This window comes from Peribacillus sp. S4 (assembly GCF_046715815.1).
GTDB classification, from domain to species: domain Bacteria; phylum Bacillota; class Bacilli; order Bacillales; family DSM-1321; genus Peribacillus; species Peribacillus frigoritolerans.
Window position 1 is genome coordinate 4,246,065 of the sequence record NZ_CP175708.1, and the last position, 15,396, is coordinate 4,261,460.

Annotated in this window: 14 protein-coding genes; 2 read left to right on the forward strand and 12 right to left on the reverse strand. The window is 41.6% G+C overall.

Annotated features, from left to right (window positions below):
• Window positions 1–67: 67 nt before the first annotated feature.
• The 4 genes from ACJ9PY_RS20165 to ACJ9PY_RS20180 all read right to left on the reverse strand — a co-directional run bounded on the left by ACJ9PY_RS20165 (window position 68) and on the right by ACJ9PY_RS20180 (window position 3,767).
• Entirely contained in the window at window positions 68–679 is a 612-nt protein-coding gene (locus ACJ9PY_RS20165; protein ID WP_063590355.1) for a DedA family protein, read from the reverse strand.
• A gap of 83 nt (window positions 680–762) precedes the next feature.
• The gene (locus ACJ9PY_RS20170) at window positions 763–1,413 is read right to left on the reverse strand and encodes a phosphatase PAP2 family protein (RefSeq protein ID WP_411738823.1); all 651 of its coding nucleotides are present in this window, start codon (window positions 1,411–1,413) and stop codon (window positions 763–765) included.
• Window positions 1,414–1,717: 304 nt separating this feature from the next.
• On the reverse strand, window positions 1,718–2,953 hold the full coding sequence (locus ACJ9PY_RS20175) for a cytochrome P450 (protein ID WP_258249881.1): 1,236 nt from the start codon (window positions 2,951–2,953) through the stop codon (window positions 1,718–1,720).
• A gap of 634 nt (window positions 2,954–3,587) precedes the next feature.
• A complete protein-coding gene (locus ACJ9PY_RS20180) occupies window positions 3,588–3,767 on the reverse strand; it encodes a hypothetical protein (RefSeq protein ID WP_034309467.1) in 180 nt (59 codons plus the stop codon).
• Window positions 3,768–4,198: 431 nt separating this feature from the next.
• On the opposite strand from ACJ9PY_RS20180, the gene ACJ9PY_RS20185 reads away from it, so the two are divergent.
• Window positions 4,199–5,547, forward strand: a protein-coding gene (locus ACJ9PY_RS20185) for an IS3 family transposase (RefSeq protein WP_411738344.1) whose coding sequence is annotated in 2 segments (ribosomal slippage) — window positions 4,199–4,658 and window positions 4,658–5,547 — 1,350 coding nt in all. Because the reading frame shifts where the segments join, the coding sequence is not laid out codon by codon here.
• A 93-nt stretch (window positions 5,548–5,640) separates the two neighbouring features.
• On the opposite strand, the gene ACJ9PY_RS20190 is transcribed toward ACJ9PY_RS20185, so the two are convergent.
• The 5 genes from ACJ9PY_RS20190 to pruA form a co-directional block, all read right to left on the reverse strand.
• Window positions 5,641–6,321, reverse strand: coding sequence for a DUF975 family protein (locus ACJ9PY_RS20190; RefSeq protein WP_328129456.1), 681 nt, complete (start codon window positions 6,319–6,321; stop codon window positions 5,641–5,643).
• 659 nt (window positions 6,322–6,980) lie between these two features.
• Window positions 6,981–7,235 carry a hypothetical protein gene (locus ACJ9PY_RS20195; RefSeq protein WP_048686804.1) on the reverse strand — a complete coding sequence of 85 codons (255 nt, stop codon included), beginning with the start codon at window positions 7,233–7,235 and terminating at the stop codon, window positions 6,981–6,983.
• A gap of 37 nt (window positions 7,236–7,272) precedes the next feature.
• Window positions 7,273–8,538 carry a Glu/Leu/Phe/Val family dehydrogenase gene (locus ACJ9PY_RS20200; protein WP_194719320.1) on the reverse strand — a complete coding sequence of 422 codons (1,266 nt, stop codon included), beginning with the start codon at window positions 8,536–8,538 and terminating at the stop codon, window positions 7,273–7,275.
• 22 nt (window positions 8,539–8,560) lie between these two features.
• Window positions 8,561–9,754, reverse strand: a complete 1,194-nt coding sequence (locus ACJ9PY_RS20205) for an ornithine--oxo-acid transaminase (protein ID WP_098866168.1) — start codon at window positions 9,752–9,754, stop codon at window positions 8,561–8,563.
• Between the two features lie 18 nt (window positions 9,755–9,772).
• Complete coding sequence (pruA, locus tag ACJ9PY_RS20210; protein ID WP_063575393.1) at window positions 9,773–11,320, reverse strand: L-glutamate gamma-semialdehyde dehydrogenase; 1,548 nt, start codon at window positions 11,318–11,320, stop codon at window positions 9,773–9,775.
• 382 nt (window positions 11,321–11,702) lie between these two features.
• Between pruA and ACJ9PY_RS20215 the strand changes: the two genes are divergently transcribed.
• Window positions 11,703–13,115 (forward strand): sigma-54 interaction domain-containing protein, encoded by a 1,413-nt coding sequence (locus ACJ9PY_RS20215; RefSeq protein WP_411738824.1) that lies wholly within the window; start codon window positions 11,703–11,705, stop codon window positions 13,113–13,115.
• Between the two features lie 202 nt (window positions 13,116–13,317).
• On the opposite strand, the gene ACJ9PY_RS20220 is transcribed toward ACJ9PY_RS20215, so the two are convergent.
• The 3 genes from ACJ9PY_RS20220 to ACJ9PY_RS20230 are packed head-to-tail and all read right to left on the reverse strand — an operon-like array spanning window position 13,318 to window position 15,300.
• Window positions 13,318–14,004: an FMN-dependent NADH-azoreductase gene (locus ACJ9PY_RS20220; RefSeq protein WP_411738825.1), complete on the reverse strand. Its 687-nt coding sequence runs from the start codon at window positions 14,002–14,004 to the stop codon at window positions 13,318–13,320.
• 38 nt (window positions 14,005–14,042) lie between these two features.
• Entirely contained in the window at window positions 14,043–14,891 is an 849-nt protein-coding gene (locus ACJ9PY_RS20225) for a VOC family protein (protein ID WP_411738826.1), read from the reverse strand.
• Between the two features lie 4 nt (window positions 14,892–14,895).
• Window positions 14,896–15,300, reverse strand: a complete 405-nt coding sequence (locus tag ACJ9PY_RS20230; RefSeq protein WP_063575390.1) for a DoxX family protein — start codon at window positions 15,298–15,300, stop codon at window positions 14,896–14,898.
• Between the last annotated feature and the right edge of the window lie 96 nt (window positions 15,301–15,396).

Consider the following 15,396-nt stretch of genomic DNA (forward strand, 5'->3'; position numbering starts at 1 on the left):
CCTTTAATGGTCATATTCGGTTAGGGAATGTATGCCGATGATACCGGCCCAATCAACTAAACTGAGATTATACTTTGCCTTTATTCCTTCTAAAAATCAAAACAACGAAAGCGATCAATAGCAAGGCCAGTATCGCATATACGATGTTTGAATAAATGTCCATGTACCCTACAATATCTTCCCACGAAGAGCCAACAGCTGCCCCGATATTCACCAAGATGATGTTCCAAATTAATGTTCCGGATGTTGTGTAAATCAGGAAGAGCCAAAAGCTCATATGGGACATCCCTGCTGGAATCGAGATCAAACTTCTGATCAGCGGAACCAGCCTGCAGAAAAACACGGTCCATGACCCGTATTTGTCAAACCATGAATTCGCCTTATGGACGTCCGATACAGTTAACCGAAGAATATGGCCCCATCTTTCCACGAACCTTTCAATGACCTTCACATCAAGAAGTAAACCAATTCCATAAAGGACGACTGCCCCTGCCACAGACCCTAGGGTCGAAGCGATAACGACACCGATAATCGTCATATCCGCTTTAGTCGTCATGTAACCGCCAAAAGTAAGAATGACCTCAGACGGGATCGGCGGGAAAATATTCTCCAATGCTATTAATAGAAAGATTCCCATATACCCAAAATCATTCATGAATTCCGTAATCCAGTTTTCCATTTAATACGCTCCTAACTTTCTTGAATCAACAGCTGGCTTGTTACCTGCCGGCTGCTTATCTTGCAATAACCTTGCTCCCTTTATTAACGATCTTTGTTCTTCCGCCGGTCTTGATACCTTTGGAAAAACCAGATGGAAATCGCAATCCAACAACCGCCCGCCAAATACCCGGCAATGATATCACTAGGATAATGGACCCCCAAGTATATTCGGCTAATACCTATCGAGAGGATCATCATCATGCTGAAAAGAATCAAGAGAATCCTTGCCCACCTAGCCGTAATATGACGCCATAGCAGAAATGTAAGAATACCGTATAAAGAAAATGCATTCATGGCATGTCCACTCGGGAAACTGTATCCCCCTATATCGATGAGTCGATGTAAATCGGGGCGGGCGCGTTGAAAGAATAGCTTAACCATCAAATTGAGAAGAGGTGAACCCACGATGACTGCAGTGAATAAGACTAGTTCCAAACGATGCTTCAAAACCCTATATAAGAAAAACAAAATGACCAAGGAAAGGATGATCAGTGAAGCGGTTGAACCTATGTAAGTAAAGAACTTCATGATGTCCGTCAGCAGAGGGGACTCCCATCCCTGCACCAAGGAAATCACATCTTCATCAAATTTCAGGTATTCATTTGCACTTATGGTAAATGCCATGAAACTGAACCCGATTAAAGAAAGTACACTTATTATAAAGGCAACGGTTAATTGCTGCTTTAATTTCATGATAACATCCTTTCACTTATTAAAACTGTTTCATCTGGAAATTTCTATTTTATCATATCTTCTTCATTGCATGGTGGGTGTAATTGCTTCATCGCCCGCCAACCTAATTCGGGGAACATGCCTGGACACAAAATTTTCTACTTTATCATACTACTCTATTCGTCATTGTCACCTCAACTTCAGGTTACTATAAGATATCCTCTCGAACGTTTCAAGGAGCGGCAGGAACATATTTAACGCATACCATTCAACATGCAAAAAGAAAAAAAACCTTATGCAGGTTAGGCACAAGGTTTTTCGTTTTTTACATGCGGCTTGCCTTAAGCGGTAGTGAGGTCAAAGTTTGCCCTGTCGCTGAATCGGTAAGATTCTCTTCTAACTGGAACGATGGGACCGCTTCAATATGCTTGAATTTCTTCAGGAATGCAGTAAGCGCAATCTTCGCTTCCAGCCTGGCAAGCGGCGCACCGAGGCAGAAATGAGGACCATTACCGAATGTGAGATGTTTCTTATTATTAGGGCGGTGGATATTAAGTGTGAAGGGGTCTTCAAACATCTCTTCGTCCATATTAGCTGCACTCATCCAAACAACCACATTATCCCCTTCTTTCAATTCCACTCCCAATAGATCGTTATCTTCCTTTACAGTGCGATCCAATTTAATAAGATTGAATCGGAAACGGAGCATTTCTTCGACCGCCTGCGGAACTAAATCCAGGTTTTCATGTAACTCTTGATAAACTTCTTTGTCATCATATAGCAGCGAATAAAAGCTATTGGCCAATAAATGACTGGTTGTCTCGACTCCTGCACCTAAAATCAGCATGGTCGTCCGGACGACCTCATCATCCGTAAACATTTCCCCATCCACTTCTGACTTCAATAAATCTGAGATGATATCATCCGCCGGGTTCAAACGTTTTTGCACAACAATCGGATACAAATACTGATAGTATTCTTTTGCTGCCACTTGCTTCAATTTATCTACTTCTTCTTGTTTTTCTCTATCAAAAGGAAGAAATAAGGTATCTACCCATTTCTTAAACAATAAACGATCTTTCGAGGGAACGCCCATCAAATCGGCCATGACAATGATCGGAAGGGGACTCGCCAATGATGCCACAATATCGATTTCCGTTTCCTCATCCATTTGTCCAATCAATTCATCTGCAATTTCCTGAATGCGAGGTTCCCAGTTTTGAAGACTTCTAGGTGTGAATGCTGCTGCCAGCAGTGAACGGCGTTTTCTATGATCAGGTGGATCCGCTTCAGTGATTTTGATTTTATCAGGCACAGAACCTTCCTCACTATCCGTTCCAACCGATATGGTGGTCCGTTTCCGTACACTTGAAAAATGTTTATAATCACTGAGAACCCGCTTCACATCTTCATATTTAAAGACATTCCACGTATCCGTTCCTTCGTGATAACTCACAGGGTCATTTTCTAACATCCTTTTACACCAAGCGTACGGGCTAAATTCCTCCGTCCTTGTTTTAAACCTAGTAATTTCTTTTACTGCAATAACTTCTTTCATGATACCGACTCCTCCCACTTCTTAAAAGTTACCTAACAAAAGAACAGAATGTTAAGCATTCTCCAACTCCGTCGATTTGTTATAGGGTCGAGCATTCCTGATAGACTTTTTCACCAAATCCTTAAATACACATCTATTCCATTATAGGGTAAAAGACCGCAACAAACCATGCATCTTCCATACCAGCGGCCTTGCATGAAATTTGCCCCACAATCCCGACACCCCTATGTAAAACTGCTTATTTTTGACAATTCCCTTTCTTTTTCTACTTTTTTATGTCTCTCAATTGATGCTGAAATCCAATCCTCTTTTTTCAAATTTGGAGACAGTGCTTTCCACTAAGTTATTTCAGTATAGATTATTTTATAATTGCCGGAGTTTGTGGATCACGTTTCTTGGAACGTTTTTCAATTAATAAAAACTACAGGCAACATAGGGTTCGGAATGGTTTCCTGCCGAATGCCCATCAAGCTATCACAGGTGATAACCATGATTTAAAATAAGGCTAGACTTTTTCACACTTTTATATAGGATTAAATATTATTTCTGAAATCAAGCTGTTTAAATAAAAAAACTGCAGGCAAACTCGCTTTTCTTCGAGTTTACCTGCAACTTGAACGCCTGCACGATGCCGCCGTCAATTTTTTCCCCTTTTAATCAGTTCATGCAAATCATCCATTTTCTTTTCCATGATATCCAGTCTGGTTTTACGGTGCTTGATGGAACGGAAAAGGGATACGGTCCCAACGATGATCAGGATTAGAAATAAAAGGCAAAACAATTGGTATACCAGATCCGCAATATTATACCCACTCACTATGTAATCCCCCTAAATGGCATTCTCAATATTCTATTATACACCAGGCAAAATGAACAATTTAACCTTTTTAAGGAGAATCGGGAATAAAAAACCGATAGCCTTTTGCTACCGATTGCTGTTTGTAGACAAAAGGGGTTCGGAAAACGTGACTTTGATCAAATGATGTTCCCAAACCAACACCTTCAACTCATCAGGTATAGTTTCTAACTAATTTTTATAAAAAAGCTGATTGGAGGGGAAGGTGCGAGACTCCTGCGGGAAAAGCGCGTCTACAGAGACCCCGCAGGAGTCTCGCGGACCGCCGCGGAAAGCGAGTGCCTGGAGCGGAAATCAACGTCCAAATTGTACATGCCATAAAAAAACCGTAGACAAACTTGAACTGCCCCGTAAATGTTAGACACCAAACTAACATTTACGGGGTGTTTTTTATGGCTAATTTTTCTGCCGAACAGAAAATATTCATTACACGACTTTACCTTGAAGGAAAGCACAGCTATATGGATCTTCAAAAAATATTTGAAGTTTCGTATCAAGTGATTCAAGGATGGGTTCGTTTATACCAAATTCAAGGAGCCGATGGATTTAAGAAATCCTATACAAGTTATTCTACGGAGTTTAAAATGGATGTACTTAATTATATGAATGAAACGGGTATATCTTCTTACGACGCAGCCGCAAGGTTTAATATTTCATCTCCAGCACTAATTCGGACGTGGAGAATAAATGTTAATGCCTATGGATTAGATGCCCTAATTTCTAAGAAAAAGGGGAGACCATCCATGAAAAAAGATATCAATCCATCCAAACAAATTGAAGGTTCGGTTAAAGAGCTTGAAGAACGAATTAAACAACTAGAAATGGAGAATGCGTATTTAAAAAAGTTAAATACTTTAGTTCAAATGCAGGAAAAATTACAACCCAAATCAAAGCGCAAGTAATTTATGAACTAAAGTCCATTTATGAGGTTGTGGCCTTAATTAAAGTCGCTGATATTCCACGTAGCACGTACTATTATTGGGAAAAACGCTTGAATCGAGAAGATAAGTATTCGAAGGTAAAAGCCACTATTCAGTCTATCTATCATGAACATAAAGGACGTTACGGTTATCGTCGTATCACAAAAGAGTTAAAAAAATATGGGTTTTCTCACAATCCAAAGACCATCAACCGCCTCATGAATGAAATGGGCGTAAAATGTTTAGTCCGTATGAAAAAGTATCGTTCGTATAAGGGGCGTGTTGGTCGAATTGCCCCCCATATTTTACAACGTGATTTTCAAGCCGAGAAAATGAATCAAAAATGGGTAACAGACGTAACGGAATTTCATTTATTTGGGGAGAAACGTTACCTATCCCCTATCCTTGATTTATGTAATGGTGAAATTATTGCCTACAAAGTGATGAAACGCCCTGTTTATAAACTTGTTGGAGATATGTTAGATGAGGCGATTAAACACCTAAAACCAGAAGATACGGTCATCCTCCATTCGGATCAAGGGTGGCATTATCAAATGAAGAAGTATCAAAAAACCTTAAAAGATTCCCGCATTATACAAAGCATGTCCCGTAAGGGAAATTGTTTAGATAACGCAGTCATTGAAAACTTTTTTGGCTTGTTAAAGTCTGAATTGCTTTATCTCCAAGAGTTTGAAAGTATGGAGCACTTTGAAAAGGAATTAGATGATTATATTCATTACTATAACCACAAACGAATGAAGGTAAAATTAAAAGACCTGAGTCCGATAGAATACCGAACTCAGGTCTTAGAAGCTGCTTAAATTATATGTCTAACTTTATTGGGTCAGATCAACTCGATTAAAATCGAGTTTGTCTACAGTCTGAACGATAGCCATATGCTATCGGTTAGTCTTTTATCCCTCTATTTGTTGATCATCGTCAATATCCTCTTGAGGCACAATCAATTCTTCATAGAATGCAGCCGTTGTCGTTCCTGCATAAGGAATCAACCATAGTAAACCAATTCCCAATGTGAACATGCAAAGGATGCCCCACCCGATGAAGCTCAGGTGCATAAGGAAATACTTCCATTTCAAGCCCTTCATTCTTTTTTTGCTCTCTGTAATGGCTTCAAGCACCGTGTATTCAGGATGATCCTTCAATAAGAAAAACTGCTGCGAATAAGAGATGGCCTTGATGATACCCGGAATGATTAATAATAATGACCATAAAAAAATGAAAATTGCCTGTAAGATGGATGCCCCAATAAGCTTGAAAGAGGTTTTTCCATCTTTATAGATAGCGAACACTTCTGGAATGCCAGGATTCCCTTCCCTAACTAAATTCAGGTAGAACCAAGTGGTTGAAATGGTAAGCGGGATTAAGGCAATGGAAAAGACCATGCTGAAGATATCGGACCATAACGGTGTGTCTTCCTGCATGAGCCATTCTGAAAACCCACCGCTTCCGATCACTTCGACAATTAAAGGAAAAATGAGGTTGATCAAGAATAACAGCAACATAAGCGAAACAGTTACTCCCCATTTACCTCCCAACGACTGAAGGGCTTTCCTCTTTAATTCTGAGATTCTCATACTCTGATTAACTCCCCTCTTTTAAACGGCGGAATTCTGAATTTTTTATTGTGAATTTGGATGGATTCAGAAAAAACGCCACTTATTTGATGTCAAAATCTCAATTTGTAGTTTAACATACTAGCTTCTAGCCGTGGGCTTAAATTCCTAGAAAGCACACACGGATAGAGTCAACCGGTTTCGAGCAACCATGATCCACTCCTCTCTTGCCTTGGTACTGGCTTGTAAAAGTTTATGAACGGGAATAAGACAATATGCCCTTCCAAATCAAAAATACCTTCGCGGAACCATACCCTGTTATGACGTATGGTCAGCGAAGGAGCATGTATTTATCTTGGTTAAAAGTCCTTATGTTAATCTAGTTCTTTTTTCCTTTTCCCAAGTAGACCGGGCCACTCATTTAATCTATTCCAAAATCTTTCGAACAGCATGGTTGAACTACCCACCACTTATCGACCTTACGATCTGATTGAAGTGTGGGATGAATCTTCGTAAGTGGATTGTCCTTCATGTTCTTCTCACCACGATCGAGCCCTCATCGTGTTTCCTTTTCAAACTTTTTCCTGGCTTTGTCACCGCCTTATAAATGATCTCAACAAAAAAAAGAGCATCCCAAAGCAGAAATCGCTTCCGCCTTTGGAACACCCTCTTTCCTATAATCAATCAGAGCCAGTTATAACAAAATCGTCTTGGAGCAAAGCTAAAGGAAGCTTTCTATTAATAGGATCCCCTGCCGAAACATTAATTTCAGTAATGTGACCACTGGCACCTATTGAAACATCAATCAATTTCCCATCTTCCGTCTTCACTAAAAAGAGCCTTTCCCATTCATAAACATAGGAATCCTTTTGAACGTAAACTTGTTCGACGGTCCCATCTTGAGCACACTCGATGGTATGAATCGGTTTTAACACGGAATCACTCCTCCACTCCCCATTATTAGACTATAGCTTATACCCAGCCGCGGAATATCGAGGCTTCTGCCATTTTTCTGACACCCACCATATACGCTGCCAGCCTCATATCCACTTTTCTCGTCTCGGACATTTCATATATTTGATTAAATGAGTTGACCAATAACGCTTTTAATTTGGTTTGGACCTCTTCATCTTCCCAATAATAACCTTGATTATTTTGAACCCATTCGAAGTAAGAAACTGTCACACCGCCTGAACTTGCCAATACATCAGGTACGAGAAGCACATTGCGTTCCGTCAAGATCTTGGTTGCCTCCAATGTGGTAGGTCCATTCGCGGCCTCGACGACAATTTGGGCTTTGATAAGATGTGCATTTTCTTTGGTGATTTGATTGGAAATGGCAGCAGGCACTAAAATATCACAATCTTGTTCCAGAAGCTCCTGGTTGGTGATTGTATGATCGAATAGTGTCGTTACCGTTCCAAAGCTATCCCTTTTATCAAGTAAGTAATCGATATCCAGACCCTCAGGTTTATAGATGGCACCATATGCGTCCGATATGCCAATCACTTTCGCACCTGCATCATGCATGAATTTGGCCAAAAAGCTTCCTGCATTCCCAAACCCTTGGACGATGATGCGTGCACCTTTCAATTCTATGCCCTTACGCTTTGCCGCTTCCTCGATACAGATGGTGACACCTTGTGCAGTCGCCTTTTCCCTGCCGTGTGAACCGCCCAGTACCAGTGGCTTACCTGTAATGAAACCAGGAGAATCGTGTTCTCTTATTCTACTGTACTCGTCCATCATCCATGCCATGATTTGTGAATTCGTATAAACATCCGGGGCCGGGATATCTTTAGTCGGCCCCACTATTTGGCTGATTGCCCGAACGTATCCACGGCTAAGCCTTTCCAATTCACCGATTGACATTTGGCGCGGATCACAGATGATGCCGCCTTTTCCTCCGCCATATGGCAGATTCACGATTCCGCATTTCAAACTCATCCACATTGAAAGTGCCTTGACTTCTTCCTCATCGACTTCAGGGTGAAAACGGATTCCGCCTTTCGTCGGACCGACAGCATCGTTGTGCTGGGCACGGTATCCAGTGAAAATCTTCGTCGAATTGTCATCCATCTTAATTGGAATCCGGACGGTAAGCATCCGTAGAGGTTCCTTCAAAAGCTCGAACACTTCTTCAGAATAGCCAAGCTTATTTAGCGCCTCCTTGATTACGACCTGTGTTGAATCAAGCAAGCTGGCAGTTTCTTTTTCTTCTTTGATTGTTGTACTCAATGGAATTCACCTCATAGGTATATTAGGATAAAACTTTTTTAATGCGTTCGATTGCCCAATCCAAGTCTTCTTTAGTAATCACTAATGGCGGAGCAAAACGGATAACTGTATCATGTGTTTCTTTACATAGCAGTTTTTCTTCTTTAAGCTGCTCACAATAAGGTCGTGCCGCTTCTGTTAATTCGACTCCGATGAATAAGCCTCGGCCGCGGATATCTTTAATCATTGGATTCTTGATTTCTTTTAAACGATCCATAAAGTATTGCCCAAGCTCCAATGAACGTTCCGCAAGCTTCTCTTCTTCAAGGACTTCCAATGAAGCGATGGAAACCGCACATGCCAATGGATTGCCGCCGAATGTAGAACCATGGGAACCAGGATTGAATACGCCAAGGATTTCACGGTTCGCAGCTACGCAAGAGATTGGGAAAACCCCGCCGCCAAGCGCTTTACCTAAAATGTACATATCAGGAACTACTCCATCCCAGTCAGAGGCGAACATTTTTCCTGAACGTCCAAGTCCTGACTGAATTTCATCAGAAACGAATAGGACATTATTTTCTTTACATAAGTCGTAAGCTTCTTTTAAGAATCCTTGTGGCGGAATGATGATTCCCGCTTCACCTTGAATCGGTTCGATTAAAAATCCAGCCGTTTGCGGTGTAATCGCTTCTTTCAATGCATCAAGATCGCCGTAAGGGATAAGCTTGATCCCTGGCAGCATCGGTCCAAAGCCCCTTCTATATTCATCATCGGATGACAAGGACACGGCTGCCATCGTACGGCCATGGAAGTTCCCGATACAAGCAATGATTTCAGCTTGGTTTTCTGCGATTCCCTTAACATCATAGCCCCAGCGTCTAACAGCTTTGATGGCTGTTTCAACGGCTTCAGCACCTGTATTCATAGGCAGAGCCATGTCTTTTTGCGTAATGCGTGAAACCATTTCATACCATGGTCCTAATTTATCACTATGGAATGCACGGGATGTCAATGTTACGCGATCCGCTTGTTTTTTTAATTCGTCGATGATTTTCGGATGCCTGTGGCCTTGGTTCACTGCTGAATAGGCACTAAGCATATCCATATATTTGTTGCCTTCAGGATCTTCCACCCAAACTCCTTCTGCCTTCGAAATGACGATTGGAAGTGGATTATAATTGTTTGCACCATATTGTTCAGTTTGCTCGATTAATTTTTCCGTTAAAGTTGTCATGTTGATTCCCCCTAAAATTTATAGCGTTTCAGATGTTGTTTTACCTTGAAGATGAAGAACTAAATAATCAGGACCGCCCGCTTTTGAATCTGTACCTGACATATTGAATCCGCCAAATGGCTGGTATCCTACAATGGCACCAGTACAGCCGCGATTGAAGTACAAGTTACCTACGTGGAAATCCTCACGCGCTTGTTCAATATGTTCAATGTTGTTAGAGATGACTGCACCCGTTAATCCATAATCCGTGTTATTGGCAATCTCGATTGCATGATTGAAATCTTTTGCCTTACAGAATGCAACAACCGGTCCGAAGATCTCTTCTTTCATGACACGTGCGTTCTCATCCACATCGGCAATGATAGTTGGCTGGATGAAGAAACCTTTTGAATTGTCTCCTTCTCCCCCTGTAACAATTTTCCCTTCTTCTTTACCGATTTCAACGTAGCTCATGACTTTATCGAAAGCTGCTTGATCGATGACCGGACCCATGAAGTTGTTTAGATCTGTTGGTTCCCCGATCGTTTTTTCTTTCGTTAATTCAATGGCACGATTCAAGACTTGGTCATATACATCTTCCACTATGACAGCACGTGAACAAGCAGAACATTTTTGACCGGAGAATCCGAATGCAGAAGCGACGATTGATTGTGCCGCCAATTCCAGATCAGCCTCTTTATCAACAACGATCGTATCTTTACCGCCCATTTCAGCGATGACACGTTTTAACCAGATTTGGCCTTCATGTACTTTTGCCGCACGCTCATAAATACGGATACCGACATCACGAGATCCGGTAAAGCTGATGAAACGTGTACGAGGATGATCTACCAAATAATCGCCCACTTCGGCACCGCTTCCTGGAATGAAGTTCACAACTCCTGCAGGCATGCCCGCTTCTTCCAGCACTTCGATGAATTTAGCTGCAATGACCGGTGTTGTACTGGCCGGTTTCAATAAGACCGTATTACCTGAAACAAGAGCAGCCGTCGTCATGCCTGCCATGATCGCAAACGGGAAGTTCCAAGGTGAGATGATGACACCCACACCAAGCGGAATATAATTGAAAGCATTGTGTTCAATCGGACGGCTTTCCACTGGCATGCCGTCTTTAAGCTTCAGCATTTGACGTGCATAGTATTCCATGAAGTCGATCGCTTCCGCTGTATCTGCATCCGCCTCATTCCAAGGCTTCCCTGCTTCTTTAACCAATAGAGCCGAGAAATAATGTTTTCTTCTGCGAACGATTGCTGCAGCCCTGAATAAAATGTTTGCGCGCACTTCCGCTTTCGTTTTTCTCCAAGTTTGGAATGTCTGATCTGCCGCTTGCATCGCTTGCTCTGCAAGATCTTTATTCGCTTTGGATACGGTTCCGATAACTTCTTCTTTATTTGCTGGGTTTACAGAGGTAATGACTTCATCAGTAAACACTCTTTCACCATTAATGATCAGCGGATATTTCTTCCCTAGATCATTAGCTACATCATTCAATGCCGCTTGAAAAGCTTTATTGTTTTCTTCGATTTTAAAATTAGTAAATGGTTCGTGTTTATATGTTTGGACCATTATGTCTCATCTCCCTAAGTTTATGTTTTTACTTCTCCCTTAATTAAACAAGCAAGTTCCGTGCCAACTTTTCGTTTTTTCGAAAAAATAATGTTTTTTCTTGAAAAATGCAATGAAATTCAGCACTTTAAGGGCAAAATTGACATAGTATGCCATTATTTTTTGCTCTAATCCCTATTTTTGTCGCTTAAACCTTACACTTTTTATTAATGCAAATTTCATGCCAACTAGAAAAACCATAAAAAACAGCATTTTCGCACTTTTTCCGCAAAATATTTTTGCACTTCAATGCAAAATAATCTTGCTGTGCAAATTTTATTTGCGCCTTTGCTTCAATTCCTCTACAATAGCTCTAAGAAAAGAAGAAAAACGGGAGGCATTCATGAATTTAGATCAAATCATTAAAATAGATGGTTTCCAATCCATCCTTTATTCGCTTGTGGATGTAATCGATACAGGGATACATATAATCGATATAAAAGGGCGGACGATTGTATATAACAAGAAAATGGCAGAAATCGAAGGAATGGATTCAGAAGAAGTGTTAGGGAAGAAGATTCACGAAATCTTTAAATTCAAGGAAGAAACGGAGAGTACATTAATAAGGGCTCTTCATTCGGGGAAGACAACCGAGAACTCGAAGCAGACCTACTTCAATAATCTTGGTCAGGAAATAACAACAATCAATAATACTTTTCCGATTTTGGATCAAAAGCAAAATATCATCGGGGCCATTGAAGTGGCAAAGGATATAACGAATCTGGAAAGAATCATTAAAGATAATATATTGAATAAGGGCGATACTAAATATACCTTTGACAGCATCATCGGAACGAGTGAAAATTTCCTGGAAGTGATAGAAAAGTGCAAGCGCTCGACCAGGACGGCATCCTCCATCCTCATCGTTGGGGAAACGGGCACCGGAAAAGAGCTCTTCGCCCAAAGCATCCATAATGGCAGCAGCCGTTCGACACAACCTTTCATCAGCCAAAACTGTGCTGCCCTGCCAGACAGTCTAATTGAAGGAATACTCTTCGGCACAAAGAAAGGCGCCTTCACCGGATCGATCGAACGGCCTGGATTATTCGAACAGGCACAGGGCGGTACCATCCTGCTAGATGAAATCAACTCATTAAATCCGAACATGCAAGCGAAATTATTACGGGCCCTTCAAGAAAGGACGATTCGCCGCGTTGGGGATACTAAGGATAAACAAATTGACGTTAGGGTCATTGCAACGATAAATGAAGATCCGATAGATGCCATTTCAAATGACCATTTACGAAAGGATTTATACTACCGATTAAGTGTCGTTTCGTTATTCATCCCGCCTCTTCGTGAACGGAAAGAGGATATTCCTTTGCTGGCGCAATCCTTCATCGAGAAATTCAATGCGCTGTTCGAATTGAATATAGAAGGGATCAGCGAAGAAGTCTACTCGCTTTTTTATGATTACGACTGGCCCGGGAACGTAAGGGAACTCGAACATATCATTGAGGGGGCCATGAATTTAATGGAGCCTGGCGATACAAAGATTGCCATCACCCACCTTCCGGCTCTATTTAGGAAGAAAGCCCATTTGGAAGACATTCAGCCCGGAAGAAAAGAGACTCATGCAAATGGAGATTTACAGGATTCGACCTTATCTCTTGATGATTATATCGCCAATACTGAAAAGCAATACTTGGAGAAGATATTGAAGGAACATGGCATGAATATCTCCCAAGCAGCCAAGGCCCTGAATATTAGCCGCCAAAGCCTTCAATACCGTTTGAAAAAGTATCAGGTCAAATAATAACATCATCCCTGCACAAAGGAGGCCCCCATTGATATGGAGGGCCTTCAGTTTATCGGCGGAAGGGGAGCGGGTTTCTGAAATCAGCTGAAATGTTTTTCAAATAAAAAACAGCAGGCAAAGTCGTTTCCACGAATTTGTCTACAGTCTAAAGGCCCCCATTGCTATGGAGGCCTTTCTTTGCCTGCTATTCACTTTGCAATCAGAATGCTTCAGCCGCTTTTGCAACGTTTTCCAAACCATCCGCGATGATTTTTTGTGACCGATCCGGATACTGATTATGGCCTTCAATGACCACGGTTTCCGGATTGTTGATTCCCCATAGCCCAATGATATTTTTCACTAAACTCACGGCCATTTCAGCGGAAGCCATTCCTTCTAATGCATAATCAGAACCGCGGGCATTCAATAGCATGACTTTTTTATCTCCAGCATACCCGACAGGACCTTCCGCCGTATAATTGAACATTATTCCTGCTTGTGCCAAATAAGAAAGATAGGTGATTAACGGTGCAGGAACCGTTGAGTTCCATAGAGGGAAAGCGAATACCACTTTATCCATGGCCATGAATTGATTTAAATATTGGTCAACCAGTTTGGCGGCATATTCCTCTTCAGCTGTCAGTTCAAGACCTTGGTTGCGTTTATATAGTCCGGTAATCGCCGTATTTCCATAGTAAGGAAGCTCTTCATTAAATAAATCCAGCTCTGTCACTTCATCTGTACGGTGTGTCTCTTTATATGTTTGTAAGAATGTATCATACATTTTCGAGCTGATTGCCTGATCTGCTGGACGATCGTTCACTTTCACGAATAACACTTTTGTCATTTTCCCATTCTCTTCTGCCGCGGCTTCTTTATTTCCAAATAATCTGCTTAAGAATCCCATTATCCTCTCACCATTGCTTTCTATATTATTCTTATCGTTTAGACGACTAAATGAATCTCATTGCCTGATGGATCTGTTACAGTGAAAAACCCTTCTTTTTCCGTGACGACAGCCCCGATTCCTTCCAGTTGCTCCGTTACTTTGTTTCTCGCTTCTTCATCTGCATAAACGAGTGTATACCAGTTTAGCCCCACACTATTTTCCTTCGGGGCAGGGGCACCAACGCCATTCCATGTGTTCAATCCGATGTGATGATGATATCCGCCGGTTGAAGTAAAGAGCGCTCCTCCATATCGATTCACGACGCTAAACCCAAGACCTTGCATGTAAAACTCCTCCGTTTTACGTAAATCCGCTACATGCAGATGTATATGCCCCATCAAGGTACCTGCAGGCAGTTTGCTCCACTCACCATCGCTTTCTTTCAGCAGGTCATTCCCATCCAACGGATCCGTGCCCATTTCGACCTCCCCGCCTGCCCATCTCCAATCAGCTGATGGCCGGTCAGAGTATACTTCGATGCCATTTCCATCCGGATCGGTAATGTACAACGCTTCACTCACTTCATGATCCGCCGCTCCAAATGGATATTTCGTTTGAAGTAAATGGCGTAAAAAAGTCGATAAGTCAGCACGGCTTGGCAGTAAAAGGGCAAAGTGATACAAGCCCGTCGTCCGCCCTTCTTTCGGAATCACATCCGCAGGCTGCTCAAGTGTCAGCAACGGGGTTTTTCCGTCTGTCGTCAAAACAGCTTTCCGGTCGGTTTTCTTCAATACTTGAAGACCGATGATTTCTTGATAAAACAGAATGGCCTTATTCAAATCCAAAACATTAATACTCACTTCGCCAACAAATGTAATTGGTTTTTGATGAAAATTTTTATCCATATTGTCACTTCCCTTTTTTATTGAAAATCACATAATCCAAAGAAAGAACCGTGCGGTTTGCACACGCTAGATAGACAGACATGGCAAGCAGTGCCAAGTCCAGTTCGTAACCCGCCGCTTGCCCGTTTCCAAGAAAACCGGCAGGTAATTTAGCCGTGAAAATCGCCCCCGCCATAATGACCGCAAATAGGACGGATACGATTCGTGTTCCCAAACCCAGTATAACCGCAAGTCCTCCAATCAATTCGATTCCTGCAACGATGTATGCCATGAAGCCAGGAATGCCAAGGCTATCGAAAAATCCCGCCGTATTTCCTATGCCCCCTTGAAACTTTGAAACGCCGTGAATGAAAAAAGTAAGACCTAAAATCACCCTTAAAAAAACTTGACCTGCATCATTTTTATTCATGTATGAATTCTCCTTTTTGTTGGTTACTTTATGTAAGTAATTATATTTTCATAAGCTTATAATGTCAAGTAAGTTTATTGGAATTCATTTTTTTAC